Below are 12,293 nucleotides of genomic sequence, written 5' to 3' on the forward strand. Positions count from 1 at the left end.
GGTGGTGGTGCGGGGTAGGGGGGTGTGCGGAGGGCTCCACGATCGGTAGGCCTGCCGTTGCCGCGTGCCGGACCGGATCGTGGAGGTGCCCCTGATCGGGGCCGCAGTCTCGATCCGTCCGGCAGCCCCTCTTGACAACCGAGCGAAGTAAGTGTTCGATCAGTCACATGCCTTCCCCCTCCACCCGCTCCACCGCCGAGGCGCAGCGCGAGCGGATCACCGCGGCGGCGCTCCACGTGTTCGCGCGCACCGGCTACGCCGCGACTCCGATCACCGAGGTCGCCGCCGAGGCCGGCGTCTCGCCCGCCTACGTCTTCCGCCTGTTCCCGGGCAAGCTCGGCGTCTTCGTCGCCGCGGTCGACCGCTGCTACGAGCAGGTGGCGACCACGCTCGCGGCGGCGGGGGAGGCCTCGCCCTCCTCGGACCCGGCCGACCGGCTCGAGGCGATGACCGTCGCCTACATCGACCTGATCGCCGACCGCGACCTGATCATGCTGCAGTCGCAGGCGCAGAGTGCGTGCGACGTCCCCGAGATCCGCGAGGCGGTGCGCCGCGGGATCTCCGCGGTCGTCCGGACGGTCACCGTCGTCTCCGGAGCAGACGGCCCGGCCGTGCAGCGCTTCGTCGCCTACGGGCAGCTCTGCCACCTGATCGTGCAGACCGACCTCGGCGGCGTCGACTCCGAGTGGGCCCGCATCGTCTCCGACGGCATCCGGCACCGCGACTGAGCCCGCGGTCCTCCCGTCTGCTCCTCTTCTTCCTCCCCTCCTCCTCTTCGCCACCCTCTTCCTCATGCCCGCCGTTGTGACTGTCCAGTCACTCACTACAAATTCCAGGAGCCCCTCATGTCCACCACCCTTCCCCGCACCACCACCCGCGTCGTCCTCCCCGGGATCGTCGAGCCGTCCGGACTGCTCCTCGAGCAGGCACCGGTCGAGCCGCCCGCGGCCGGCGAGCTGCTCGTCGCCGTCGAGGCCACCGGCATCTCGTTCGCCGAGCAGTCGATGCGCCGCGGCCGCTACTTCGCCCAGCCGCCGTTCCCCTTCACGCCCGGCTACGACCTCGTCGGCCGGGTCCTCGCGGTCGGCCCCGGCGGCGACGCGTCGCTCGAGGGCCGCCGCGTCGCCGCGCTCACCAAGACCGGCGGCTGGACCGGGCACGCCCGTGTCGCCGCCCGCGACTGCGTTCTCGTCCCCGACGCGGTCGCGTCGGAGGACGCCGAGGCCGTCGTGGTCAACGGAGTGACGGCGTGGCAGATGCTGCACCGCTCGGCCCGGGTCTCCCGCGGCGACACGATCCTCCTGTTCGGCGCGAACGGCGGAGTCGGCGGCCTCGTGCACCGCCTCGCCCGCCTCGAGGGGGTCCGCGTGATCGGCGCCGCCTCGCCCCGCCACCACGAGGCCCTCCGAGCGGCCGGAGTGGAGCCCGTCGACTACGCCGATCCCGACCTCGCCGCTCGCGTGCGTGAGCTCGCTCCCGGCGGAGTGCAGGCCGTCTTCGACAACGTCGGCGGAGCGACGACCCGGCTGGCGTGGTCGCTGCTCGCGCCCGGCGGCACCCTCGTCGCCTACGCGATCGTCAGCGCGAGCACCGGGAGCATCTGGCCCCCGTTCCTCCGCCAGCTCGCGCGGATCCAGGCGTACCAGCTGGCCCCCAACGGCCGACGGGCGGTCTTCTATGACCTCTGGGCGGGCCACTCGCTGCGCCCCGCGCGCTTCCGTGCGCGGCTCGAGGAGGACCTCGGCCGCGTGCTCGGACTCCTCGCCGACGGCTCGCTGACGGCCAACATCGCCGCCCGCTTCCCGCTCACGGGGATCGTCGAGGCGATGGAGCTCGCCGAGTCCCGGATGCTCGACGGCAAGGTGATCCTGCTGCCGTGAGCGGGGTGCGTAGGGGCAGAGGGTGATTCCGGCGCGGAGGCGCCCGGACGGCGAGCGGAGGAGAATGGCGCGGTGGACACGGGACTGGTCGAGGTGCTGAAGGCGCTGGGCAATCCCACGCGACTGCAGATCATGGAGTGGCTCCGCTCTCCCGAGGCGTCGTTCAGCGAGTTCGAGCCGATCGCCGACCGCGCCGAGTTCGGGGTCTGCGTCACGCATCTCGCCGCGAAGAGCGGTCTCGCGCAGTCGACCATCTCGTCGTACATGGGATCCCTGGAGCGCGCGGGCCTCGTCCGCTCGACGCGCGTGGGGAAGTACACCCACTACCGGAGGAGCGACGCCGACGTCGACGGGCTCCTGAAGCGGCTCGGAGCCTCGATCTAGCGACGTATCGCGAATCGTCGATATGATCGGCGGCATGACCGATGCTTCCGAGGCCGCTCCCGCTCGCCGCGCTCTGCTCGTCCACGCCCATCCCGAGGAGCGGTCCTTCTCCTCGGCGCAGGCGGACGCGGTCCTCGAGCAGCTGAGGGCCGACGGCATGGAGGTGCGCCGGCTCGACCTGTACGCCGAGGGCCGGGACCCGGTGCTGCACCGCGACCAGTTCGCGCCCGGCTCCGGCTACTTCAAGCCGCAGGCGCAGCAGATGACCGCGGTCCTCGAGAAGACGCTCGGGGAGCCCGTCACGAGCGACCTCGACGAGCTGCTGCACGCGGATCTCCTGGTGCTCTCGTTCCCCCTGTGGTGGTTCTCGATGCCGGCGATCATGAAGGGCTGGATCGACCGCGTCTTCGTGATGGGCGCGACGTTCGGAGGCGAGCACGGCGTCTTCGCCGAGGGCGGCCTGCGCGGCAGGAGCGCGATGCTCCTGCTGACGACGGGCGGCGGCGAGGCGGCCTTCGCGCCCGGCGCCGCCGACGGCTACGGCGACCTGCAGTCGTTCCTCTTCCACATCCATCGCGGGATGCTCGAGTTCGTCGGGTACGACGTCCTGCCCCCGGTGGTCACCTACGGTCCCGCCCGCCTCGACGCGGCCGGACGAGAGGAGGCCCTGCAACGGGCTCGAGCGCAGGCGTCCGCATCGACGGCCCGGCTGCGCGCCGCGTAGCCTTCGCCGCTGCGCCTCCCGGCCGCGCTCAGTCCCGCGACCGGCTCGCGTGCGCGCGGGCCTTCATCCGGTTGCCGCACGTCGCCATCGAGCACCACTTGGCGGTGCCGGGGCGGCTGCGGTCGAGGAGGAAGAGGTTGCACTCGTCGTTCGCGCAGGCGCGGAGCCGCCCGGGGAACCGGGCGTTCACAGCGGACCAGGCGAGGACCGACTCCACCGCGAGTCGATCCGGCTCGGGAGCGCTCAGCTCCCACACGACGCCCTCACCGGTGACGCGCGGAGTGCGCACGGCGTGCGCGACCAGGTCCGCGAGCTCCGCGACGGCCGCGGGCGCGCCCGAGCGCACGACGGCCTGAAGCGCGTCGCGGGCACGGCGCAGCTGCTCGAGCTCGTCCTCGGTGCCGACTCCGCCCCACCGCCGGGCGAGCTCGCGACCGGCCGCGTCGCCGAGGTCGTCCGTCGGTCGTCCGTCCACCACGGGCGCGCTGTTCAGCACCGCCAGGAGCAGCTCCTCGTCCCGATCCATCGTTCCCCGTCCTCCCGCGCCGTGCGGCCCGTTCGATCCATGCTAGCGTCCAACTAACCAGTAAATCTACTTAAAGGGGTTAGCCATGGTCGTCGTCCATCACCGCACCGTGTCCGTCGACGGACTCGACGTCTTCTGGCGGGAGGCCGGGCCCGCCGACGCGCCCGTCCTCCTGCTGCTGCACGGATACCCGAGCAGCTCGCACATGTTCCGCCACCTCCTCCCCGCCCTCGCCGGCCACTACCGCGTCATCGCCCCCGACCACATCGGCTTCGGACGCTCGTCCGCGCCCTCCGTCGACGACTTCGACTACACGTTCGCCGCCCTGACCGCGGTGACCGGCCGCTTCCTCGAGACCATCGGGGTGACCCGGTACACGATCTACGTCCAGGACTACGGCGCCCCCGTCGGCTGGCGCCTCGCCCTCGCTGATCCGTCCGCGGTCGTCGCCGTGATCTCGCAGAACGGCAACGCCTACGAGGAGGGCTTCGTGCCCGGCTTCTGGGACCCGATCTGGGCCGACGCCGCCGAGCGGACCGCCGGGACGCGCGACGCCCTCCGGCCGGCTCTCGGCCGGGAGGCCGTCGAATGGCAGTACACCCACGGTGTCCCCGACACCACCACCGTCGATCCGGACGCCTGGGAGCACGACCTCGCGCTCCTCGCCCGCCCCGGCCAGGACGACGTGCAGCTGGCGCTCTTCCGCGACTACGCCACGAACCGCGAGCTCTACCCCGCCGTGCAGGCGTGGATCCGCGAGTCCGGAGTCCCCGTCCTCGCCGTCTGGGGCCGGAACGACGAGATCTTCGCCCCCGCCGGCGCCCAGGCGTTCCTCCGCGACGCCCCTCACGCGCGCATCGAGCTCGTCGACGGCGGGCACTTCCTGCTCGAGTCCCACCTCGACCAGGTCGTCGGCGCGATCACGGACTGGCTGCGCCCGGCGTGATGCCCGAGGACGGGCGGGAGGGTCTCGTCGCCCGCCCGACCCTCCTCAGCGGACGGTGGTGGCAGCGGTGTCGGCGTTGCTGCGGATCGACGGATCCGGAGTCCTCACGGAGAAGGTGGTCGCGAGCGCTGTGCCCGTGCCTGCGCTCACGGCCGTGACGGTGATCTTCTCGGTCAATGTCCGCCCGTTGCCGAGGCTGGAGCGCTGGAAGACCACGACGCTGCCGATGCGGGTGTACTTCCCCGTCGCGGAGACGAACCGCACCCCCGGCGGGAGGATCACCTTCGAGTAGACGGACGTCGACGCGGAGGGTCCGGCGTTCCTCGTGATGAGCGTGTACGTGAACGTCCTCCCCTTCACCGCGGTGGTCGGAGCGGAGACGTCGACGCGCAGGTCGGCCCTTGCGGTCGCGGACGCAGGGGACACGGTGAGAGTGCTCTGCGCGGTCGCGGTTCCGGCGGTGCTGGCGGCCTGCACGGTGAAGACGTAGGCGCCGGTCCTGGTCGGAGTGCCGGTGAGGCGCCCCGTCGGATCGAGGGTGAGACCCGGGGGCAGGGCGCCCGACGACACGGTCACGACGGGCGCCGGAGTTCCCGCGACCGCGTAGGTGAAGTCGTAGGCCGAGCCGACGACGCCGGCTGCGACGGTTCCGCTGATCGTCGGCGCGACGGGTGCAGGCGGGGCGGCCTCGACGGTGATCCGCCGGGAGGCGATGGTGGTCGTTCCGAAGGAGTTGGTCGCGGTGACGGTGAAGTCGGAGGTTCCGGGTTCTGCGGGCGTGCCCGTCACGAACCCCTCGGGAGTCAGGGTCAGTCCGGGCGGGAGCGTCCCGCTGGCGAGGGTGTGGTCCGCGAGGCGCGCATCCCCTCCGAAGGCGAAGGAGAACGGAGTGCCGACCGTCGCCGTGGGAGGCGCGGCAGCCGTGAGGACGGGACGGGTCCCGGTGGCGAGGGTGAAGCCGTAGCCGGCGTCGATCGAGGTGACCCCCTTCAGTCCTGCGGGAACCGTGGACTGGCCGACACCGTCGTCGCCCCAGGCGGCGACGGTGCCGTCCTCGCGGAGCGCCACGCTGTGCCCGTACCCGGCGGCGACCGCGACGACACCGGTCAGCCCGGCGGGGACGTCGCTCTCTCCGTCCCTGTCGCTCCCCTCGGCGACGACGCTGCCGTCGGCGCGGACGGCGAGGTCGTGGGTCCGTCCCGCCGCGACCGCGACGATGTCGGAGTAGCCCGCGAAGATGTCGTCGGGGCCGTCGTAGCCCCAGCTCACGACGCTGCCGTCGCTCGTGACGGCGAGGGTGTGGAAGGACGCGGCGGAGATCGCCACGACGTCGTCCAGACCGGGAGGCGCCTCCAGCACTCGCCCCTGGTCGTATCCCCAGATCGCCACTGTCCCGTCGTCGCGGAGCGCGACGCTGTGGGTGCCGCTCGAGTCGATCGCGGTGACGCCGCTCAGCCCCGCCGGCGGCTCGGTGTACCGGTCCTCCGGGGGGAAGAGCGGCGCAACGGTGCCGTCCTCGAGAAGCGCCAGATCGGGGGAGACGGCCGCGACGCCGCGGAGGTCGTCCGCCGGGATGGGGCCGACCTCGAGATTGTCACCCCAGACGGCCACTGTGCCGTCGCTCCTCGCCGCGACGCCGTAGTACTGGCCGGCCGCGATGGAGACGGCGTCGGTCAGATCCTCGGGGGCGCTCGTCCGACCGTCCTCGTCGTATCCCCAGCCCACGACGCGCCCGCCCGCGACAGGAGCGTCGGCCGCGTGAGCCACGGCCGCGGTGCCGGTGAGCGGCCCGTCGAGGGCGGCGAGGCCGGTCCCGAGGAGGAGGGCGCCGGTGAGGAGCGCGAGCGGGCGGACAGGGCTTCGGAGGCGCATGGGTTCTTCCGGTCGGGTCGGCCGTCGTCGGCCGCCCTACGACCGTGACAGCTGCGAGCGCCGTGGGCAACGCCCTCTTCCGGCCACGTCCGGAAGAGGGCGCCCGGGCGGACGTCCTTCGTCGGCCCCGCTCGCCTGGTCCTGTTCACAACGGAGGAAGGATGAGGCTCCGGCGCCCCTTCCGCGCGGATCGCGGGGTCCTGGAGCAGATCCATCCTTCGTTGTGAACACCGTCTGGACGAGGTCCTGCGTCGGCGATGCTCCGAAGCCCGGCTTCGACCTCGCGCCGCAGGGGAGGCTGCCGGCGGCGCACGCGATCGTCGCCGCCGACCTCGACGCGGCCGAGCGCCGGGGAGGCGTCCCCCTGCAGTCCGGCGACGCGCTCGTCGTCCGCAGCGGGTGGGGCTTCTCCTGGGACTCGGAGGAGCAGGCCCCCGGCATGACCGTCGACGCCGTGACCTGGATGCACGAGCGGGGCGTAGCGCTCTACGCGGGGGACGTCGGCGACAGCTTCCCCCCTCACGATCCCGAGATGCCGATGCCGATGCACATGGTCGCGCTCGCACGGCTGGGCATGCCCCTCATCGACAGTGTGGACGTGGAGCAGCTCGCCGTGGTCTGCGCCGAGCTGTCCCGCTGGTCGTTCCTGCTCAGCGTGGCCCCACCGCGCCTGCTCGGGCTCACCGGCGTTCCGGTCAATCCGATCGCCGTCTTCTGAGGTGCGCCGCCGCCCCGCGGATCGCCGCCGAGGACCCGCCGCTCGCCGCTCAGCGGCTGAGGAGGGCGACGAGGTCGGTCGCGATGCGGTGCTCGACGTCGGCCGGGACGGGCTGTACGGCGGCGTCGAGGTCCGCGGTGACGACGGCGGCGAGGCTCCGGGCCTGCAGGGTCAGGCCGAGGTCCATCGCCTGGATCGGGTTGCCGCCGGCCGCGGTGAGGTTGATCATCCGGCCGTTCTCGAGGCGGATGATCCGCTTGCCGTTCTTCAGGCGGATGCCCTGCCGGCGCTGGCCGTCGGCGAACTCGGTGGTCGACTCCGTGGCGGCCGCGAGGGCGTCCTCGTCGATCTCCCACGGGAAGTGGCCGACGCCGGCGATCACGGCGCCGTCGGCGAACGCGTCGATCTCCGCCGCACCGATGACGCCGGGTGCGCCGGTGGCGGTGAAGACGAACTGCGCGTCCGAGAGGACGTCGGCGACGGGTCCGACGCGGTGGCCGCGGAGGATCGCCTGCAGCGAACGGATCGGGTCGACGTCCGCGACGGAGACCCGCGCTCCGAGCTGCGAGAGGGTGTCGGCGACCCCGCGCCCGCACGGGCCGTAGCCGATGACCGCGGCGCGGGTGCCCGGGATCATGAGGTTCGTGGCGTTCATGAAGCCCTGGACGACGCTCTGGCCGACCCCGTACTCGTTCTCGACGATCAGCTTGAGGGGCGAGTCGTTGATGACGACGACCGGTCGCGGGAGGGTCGCGCTGTTCTCCCGCAGGCGGATGCCGCCGGTGGTGGTCTCCTCGGTGCCGCCGAGGTAGTGGTCCGGGACGCCCGAGTTGATGAGCCGGAGAGTCAGGTCGGCGCCGTTGTCGAGGGTGAGATCGGGATCGTGCTCGAGCACCTTCTCGATGTTGCGGAGGTGCTCCGCTTCGCCGTCGCTCTGCTTCGTGTGCACGTGCACGCCGAGGGCGCGGAGGTCGTCGGCGACGTCGTCCTTCGTGGTTCCGGGCGAGCCCGTCAGAGCGATGTCCATCCCGGCCTCGACGAGGAGCGAGACGAGGGCGGCGGTCTTGGGCTCGACGTGGAGGCAGATCGCCAGCTTCTTCCCGGAGAGCACCGGAGCGAGCTCCCGGACGGCCTGCGCGGTGAGGGGCATGTGGTCGAGAGCCCAGCGGCTCGCCGGGTGGGAGAGGGAGGAGGTCATGGCGGGTCCTGTCTGGAGTGGGTGCGTGGGCGTCGAGTGGGGGCGTCGTGTCGTCGGCGGCGCGAGAGTCGCGTCAGGGCGCTCGGCCCCCGGCGGGCTGCCGCCGCGCCAGGCGTCCCGCGTGCGTCGAGTGCGCGGTCCTGCACGCGCCGTCCTGAGGAGGCCGATCGCCGGGGACGGCCGCCAGGCCTCGCGCTCCCCTGATCTCCGCGCGACGGAACCTGTGGCGCGTCTCTTCACGGCGGGCCGAGGTCGGCACTGCTCGGATCGTCGTCGGTGAGGACACCAGCCCAGTCTGTCGACCCGGACGCGCCCTCGCTCGGATGATCGTGCTCGGCGGCAGCACCTCGGGAGAGGTCGACCTGTCGTGCGGTGACATCCCGCGCGGACCGACAGGCGCGCCGCGTCCGCTCACCCTCCGGTGACTGGGCGAGGGGCATCGAAGAAGAGGTAGGACACGAGAGGATCGCGTGATGCTGGAACCACGCGGAGGCTCGGTCGCGAGCGCGGCCCGACGTAACGCCACCGCTACCCTGACGCCATGCGCCGCAGCCTCGACGACCCTCTTCGGAACCGCGTCCGCACCGGCACTCCGTCCGTCGCGTCCGCCTGATGGAGCGGCGACGGACGGACCGCTCGGAGCCGGTTCGCGAGTTCCGGCCCTCGAGGGCCCGGCAGAAGAACGAGTCGCGACGGCTGAGGCCCGTCGCCGTCCTCCCCGCGCTGGTCCTGCTGGCGGGGAGCGTCTGGGGAGTCGTGGTCGCCGACGACCGCGGTGCGGCGCTGGCCGTCTACCTCGGGCTGTTCGGCTTCGCCACCGCGGTGGCTCTGGTGATCGTCGGAGTGCTGGCGCTCCGCAACCGGCGCTTCCTCGCCACCGCGTCCCTCCGGATCTCGGACCGGGCGATCGAGTGCACGGATGCTCGAGGCAGGGTCGTGACCTTCGACCGCGCCGACCCGTCGGTGAAGGCGCTGCTCGCGTGGGTGCCCGCCGGCCCCAACAGTGAGGGGATAAACCTGCCCCCGTCGCTCATCCTGTTCCTGTCGGACGGGAGCCGGTCGCTGCGGCTCCGCGGGTCGGACTGGGAGATCGAGGATCTGCGGGCCGTCGTCGCCGCCGCGACGACGCCGCTCTTGCCGGCGGCGCGTGGAGTGCACACCGGTGGTCGGAGCGTGTGGGCGCGCCTGACCGGAGCCGCTCGTCGGCGGGAGATCGAGGCGCCGCCCGCCGCGGAGAAGACGCTCAGCCCCTTCGAGATCAACGAGCTGATCCCCGGAACGATGAGCTTCCGGGAGACCCGTCCGCTGACGTTCGCCCTCCTGATCGGGTTCGGCTCGGTGGCTCTCGTGCTGGGCGTCGTCGTCGGAGCCGCCTTCGTGGTGGTGCCCGGGTAGTGGAGGAAGACGGCAGTCGTGTGACATGCCCGATGGGAGCATGGCTGCAAGGCTCTTACTGCGCGATCAGCTCGGGCCTGGGGCTGACGCTCGATTCGCTGCACGCGGCTCCAGCAAGTAGCGGTGAACACAAGGGCTGTCGGGTAAGAGGATCCCGCCGGGCCCGCTGGGAGTGAGGACCTGTAGTCGGGCGACACGAGAACAGCACCTTTGCAATGGTCAAAACGACCGAATCGCACTGTCTCCTCGCAATGTCCGCCGTCCTTCGCGCGTGAGTGGAGACACATCAGTCGTGTCAGGATGTGTGAGACGATCGAAGGCCGTCCGAACCACTGGGGGAACAATGAAGAGAAGCCTGCTCAAGAGCGCCCTGACGCTCTCCGTCGTAGCGTTCATCGCAACCGGATGCACTTCGACGCCGCAGGCCGAGCCTATGGCCACGCAAGCAGCCGAGGCACCCGCCACGGCCTCGGTCGCCCCGACGACCCAAGCTGCTACCGAAGCAGCAATCGGAACGCGTCAGAATCCGGTACCTGTCGGCCAGGTGTTGCCATTCGCCGAAGGTTCGGCGTTCAAGGTCGGGGCCTCGGCCGAAACGCAGGTGGCCCCGGGGTACTCCGTTCTCCCGCTCGTCGTGCAGATCGACTGGGAGAACTCGAACAAGCAGGCCACGGCCCAGGGGCAGGCGGCCGGCGGACCTCTCGCGCTCTGGCCGAACATTCAGGCCTCGTTCGTGAGCGCGGCTGGAAAGTCCTACAGCACAATGGATGACTACACCGTCGACATCGAGAACAAGCCGTACGACATCGGTGATGTCTACGAGGGCACAGACGTGGTCAACGTGAACGTCCCCGTCAGTGTCCCCGAGACTGAGATCGCCGGTGGCGCGTGGGTTATCGAGAACACGTCATCCGGAGCGCGAGTCTTCGTCGCCGCGCGGTGAGGGCCTGCGTGCGAATTTAGCGGAGCGCGATACTTCGGCCAGCTACTCGGAGGCGAGGGGATGGCCTAGGCGGCGCTTTCCCTTCGAAACCTCGGTTGACTCGCTGTCTCCAAAGGGCTTTCCAAAGGTGATTGCGACGCTACTTCCGCTATCCCTGAAGACCGGCGCGAGTTGGTCCAGGGTGCACTCGGGCTGTCATTTTGTCGACCGCGCCGGAGGACGCCAGGGTGATGCCGGCCACTCTCACGACTTGCGATTCTGGCTGAGCTTGTAATCGATCCTCGAGGAGGTGCTGCAGACGTTCGCCACCGAGCTCGTCCTTTGAGGGGCCTTACACCGGCCCGCTCGACGGATCCGCCGCGTTGCTGCGCACCAGGGCTCGGCACTCGGTGTCCCGTCAGAACCACCGGAACACTTGCCAGTGACCGAGCCTCCTTCGTGGTGGTGCCCGGGTAGCGGTGCAGGTCGGCGGCCGTGCCGTGGACCGCTGGGCGGGAGACGCGGGCGACGGGCCCACGTGCCCGATCGGCGACCTCGCCGGGGTGATATTGCCCGCGCCCTAGGCTCCACGCATGACACTCACCCAGGACTCCGGTTGGATCTGGTTAGGACTCGCGATCGTCACCGCCGGTCTCGCCGAGCAGAAGGGCCGCTCGCGCTGGCGCTGGTTCGTGCTGGGGCTGCTGCTCGGGCCGATCGCGACGGCCCTCGTCGTGCTGTGGGCGCGACCGGAGGGCGGAGTGGCGACGGACGTGCGCTGGAACTTCGCGATCGGCGCCGGCGTCGCTGCGGCGGCGCTCGTCCTCGTCGCCGTGACCTCGGCCCTCTGGCTGCTGCTCATCCCGGCGGCGATCGCGGCGCTCGCCGCCGGGCTGCTCACCTGGCTGAGCCGCCGCGTCCCCTACGAGCACCTGCCCCGCTGACGACCGCCGCCTGGTCGAGCCTCGGAACTCGAGATCTCGCGGCCCGAGGCGGGAGGCGCCTCACTTTTCGGACAAGGTCGATGACCTCGCGAGGATCGGCCGGCCGCGGCGTCAGCGTTCCGGCCAGGCCTCCCACAATCGACTGAAGGGCGCGATCAGCTGCTGCCCGTCGTGGCCGATCCTGTGATGCACCCCGACGTCGTTGCTGTAGCCGCTCGACCAGCCGAGCTCACTGCCGCTCCCGATGCGGTAGCCGACGATGATGCCGTCCTTCCCGGCGGCGATGCTCTCCTCGTAGCGGCCCGCGACGACGTCGAAGACGGTGCGCTCGAGGTCGTCCGCGAGGGCGGTCCACTCGTCGTCGCAGGCGTCGCAGCCGCAGACGGGGTAGTTGAAGCGGTGCAGTGCTCCGGCGTGGAGGAGGACGCCGGGGAAGACGGTCCAGACGATCGTCAGAGGTGCGGCGTCGACCGACCGCGGCGTCACGCGGACGGCGCGGGCGGCCCAGGAGATCTCCGCTTCGTCTCGTGAGGCCAGGGCCGGGTCGTCCTCGACCGTGACGTCGTAGGTGCGCTCGAGGTGCTCGAGCAGGGCGTCCGCGACGGTATGCAGCGGCTGGAAACGCTCAAGATCTCTCGTGACGGAGTAGCTCTCGTCCGGAGGCGACTCACCCTGCCAGCGAGTGCCGTAGGGGATGGGTCGGCCGTCCTCGCCGATGAAGACGCGGTCCGCGACTGCCGGTCGGGCGTAGTCCGTCATGGACGAGAGGGTACGACGCGAGCCG

At 71.4% G+C, this 12,293-nt stretch carries 13 protein-coding genes; 9 read left to right on the forward strand and 4 right to left on the reverse strand.

The window, feature by feature from the left end:
- Positions 1-167 precede the first annotated feature (167 nt).
- The 4 genes from C5B92_RS14985 (at position 168) to C5B92_RS15000 (ending at position 2,988) form a co-directional block, all read left to right on the forward strand.
- Entirely contained in the window at positions 168-728 is a 561-nt protein-coding gene (locus tag C5B92_RS14985) for a TetR/AcrR family transcriptional regulator (RefSeq protein WP_104350537.1), read from the forward strand.
- A gap of 117 nt (positions 729-845) precedes the next feature.
- A complete protein-coding gene (locus C5B92_RS14990) occupies positions 846-1,880 on the forward strand; it encodes a medium chain dehydrogenase/reductase family protein (protein WP_104350538.1) in 1,035 nt (344 codons plus the stop codon).
- 72 nt (positions 1,881-1,952) lie between these two features.
- Positions 1,953-2,264, forward strand: coding sequence for a helix-turn-helix transcriptional regulator (locus C5B92_RS14995; RefSeq protein WP_244230566.1), 312 nt, complete (start codon positions 1,953-1,955; stop codon positions 2,262-2,264).
- A 34-nt stretch (positions 2,265-2,298) separates the two neighbouring features.
- A complete protein-coding gene (locus C5B92_RS15000; RefSeq protein ID WP_104350555.1) occupies positions 2,299-2,988 on the forward strand; it encodes an NAD(P)H-dependent oxidoreductase in 690 nt (229 codons plus the stop codon).
- Positions 2,989-3,016: 28 nt separating this feature from the next.
- Here C5B92_RS15000 and C5B92_RS15005 read toward each other — a convergent pair whose 3' ends face one another.
- Positions 3,017-3,514 carry a CGNR zinc finger domain-containing protein gene (locus tag C5B92_RS15005; protein ID WP_104350539.1) on the reverse strand — a complete coding sequence of 166 codons (498 nt, stop codon included), beginning with the start codon at positions 3,512-3,514 and terminating at the stop codon, positions 3,017-3,019.
- Positions 3,515-3,599: 85 nt separating this feature from the next.
- On the opposite strand from C5B92_RS15005, the gene C5B92_RS15010 reads away from it, so the two are divergent.
- Entirely contained in the window at positions 3,600-4,460 is an 861-nt protein-coding gene (locus tag C5B92_RS15010; protein ID WP_104350540.1) for an alpha/beta fold hydrolase, read from the forward strand.
- Positions 4,461-4,505: 45 nt separating this feature from the next.
- On the opposite strand, the gene C5B92_RS15015 is transcribed toward C5B92_RS15010, so the two are convergent.
- On the reverse strand, positions 4,506-6,332 hold the full coding sequence (locus C5B92_RS15015) for a putative Ig domain-containing protein (RefSeq protein WP_104350541.1): 1,827 nt from the start codon (positions 6,330-6,332) through the stop codon (positions 4,506-4,508).
- Positions 6,333-6,555: 223 nt separating this feature from the next.
- On the opposite strand from C5B92_RS15015, the gene C5B92_RS15020 reads away from it, so the two are divergent.
- Positions 6,556-7,050, forward strand: coding sequence for a cyclase family protein (locus C5B92_RS15020; protein WP_219814359.1), 495 nt, complete (start codon positions 6,556-6,558; stop codon positions 7,048-7,050).
- 49 nt (positions 7,051-7,099) lie between these two features.
- Here C5B92_RS15020 and C5B92_RS15025 read toward each other — a convergent pair whose 3' ends face one another.
- Positions 7,100-8,248 (reverse strand): adenosylhomocysteinase, encoded by a 1,149-nt coding sequence (locus tag C5B92_RS15025; protein WP_104350543.1) that lies wholly within the window; start codon positions 8,246-8,248, stop codon positions 7,100-7,102.
- Between the two features lie 612 nt (positions 8,249-8,860).
- Between C5B92_RS15025 and C5B92_RS15030 the strand changes: the two genes are divergently transcribed.
- The 3 genes from C5B92_RS15030 to C5B92_RS15040 all read left to right on the forward strand — a co-directional run bounded on the left by C5B92_RS15030 (position 8,861) and on the right by C5B92_RS15040 (position 11,509).
- Positions 8,861-9,643, forward strand: a complete 783-nt coding sequence (locus C5B92_RS15030) for a hypothetical protein (protein WP_104350544.1) — start codon at positions 8,861-8,863, stop codon at positions 9,641-9,643.
- Between the two features lie 343 nt (positions 9,644-9,986).
- The gene (locus tag C5B92_RS15035) at positions 9,987-10,586 is read left to right on the forward strand and encodes a hypothetical protein (RefSeq protein ID WP_146079348.1); all 600 of its coding nucleotides are present in this window, start codon (positions 9,987-9,989) and stop codon (positions 10,584-10,586) included.
- Positions 10,587-11,158: 572 nt separating this feature from the next.
- Complete coding sequence (locus C5B92_RS15040; RefSeq protein ID WP_104350545.1) at positions 11,159-11,509, forward strand: hypothetical protein; 351 nt, start codon at positions 11,159-11,161, stop codon at positions 11,507-11,509.
- A gap of 111 nt (positions 11,510-11,620) precedes the next feature.
- Here the strand turns inward: C5B92_RS15040 and C5B92_RS15045 are convergent, their stop codons facing one another.
- Positions 11,621-12,268, reverse strand: a complete 648-nt coding sequence (locus tag C5B92_RS15045; protein ID WP_104350546.1) for a DUF6226 family protein — start codon at positions 12,266-12,268, stop codon at positions 11,621-11,623.
- Positions 12,269-12,293: the final 25 nt, after the last annotated feature.

This window comes from Rathayibacter sp. AY1A4, from assembly GCF_002930955.1.
Taxonomy (GTDB): domain Bacteria; phylum Actinomycetota; class Actinomycetes; order Actinomycetales; family Microbacteriaceae; genus Rathayibacter.

What these genes read in the sequence shown, in the direction of transcription:
- C5B92_RS15030 (WP_104350544.1), top strand. Translation starts at nt 8,861, where the DNA reads ATGGAGCGGCGACGGACGGACCGCTCGGAGCCGGTTCGCGAGTTCCGG.
- C5B92_RS15025 (WP_104350543.1), bottom strand. Translation starts at nt 8,248, where the DNA reads ATGACCTCCTCCCTCTCCCACCCGGCGAGCCGCTGGGCTCTCGACCAC.
- C5B92_RS15040 (WP_104350545.1), top strand. Translation starts at nt 11,159, where the DNA reads ATGACACTCACCCAGGACTCCGGTTGGATCTGGTTAGGACTCGCGATC.
- C5B92_RS15015 (WP_104350541.1), bottom strand. Translation starts at nt 6,332, where the DNA reads ATGCGCCTCCGAAGCCCTGTCCGCCCGCTCGCGCTCCTCACCGGCGCC.
- C5B92_RS15000 (WP_104350555.1), top strand. Translation starts at nt 2,299, where the DNA reads ATGACCGATGCTTCCGAGGCCGCTCCCGCTCGCCGCGCTCTGCTCGTC.
- C5B92_RS15035 (WP_146079348.1), top strand. Translation starts at nt 9,987, where the DNA reads ATGAAGAGAAGCCTGCTCAAGAGCGCCCTGACGCTCTCCGTCGTAGCG.
- C5B92_RS15010 (WP_104350540.1), top strand. Translation starts at nt 3,600, where the DNA reads ATGGTCGTCGTCCATCACCGCACCGTGTCCGTCGACGGACTCGACGTC.
- C5B92_RS15045 (WP_104350546.1), bottom strand. Translation starts at nt 12,268, where the DNA reads ATGACGGACTACGCCCGACCGGCAGTCGCGGACCGCGTCTTCATCGGC.
- C5B92_RS14990 (WP_104350538.1), top strand. Translation starts at nt 846, where the DNA reads ATGTCCACCACCCTTCCCCGCACCACCACCCGCGTCGTCCTCCCCGGG.
- C5B92_RS15005 (WP_104350539.1), bottom strand. Translation starts at nt 3,514, where the DNA reads ATGGATCGGGACGAGGAGCTGCTCCTGGCGGTGCTGAACAGCGCGCCC.
- C5B92_RS14985 (WP_104350537.1), top strand. Translation starts at nt 168, where the DNA reads ATGCCTTCCCCCTCCACCCGCTCCACCGCCGAGGCGCAGCGCGAGCGG.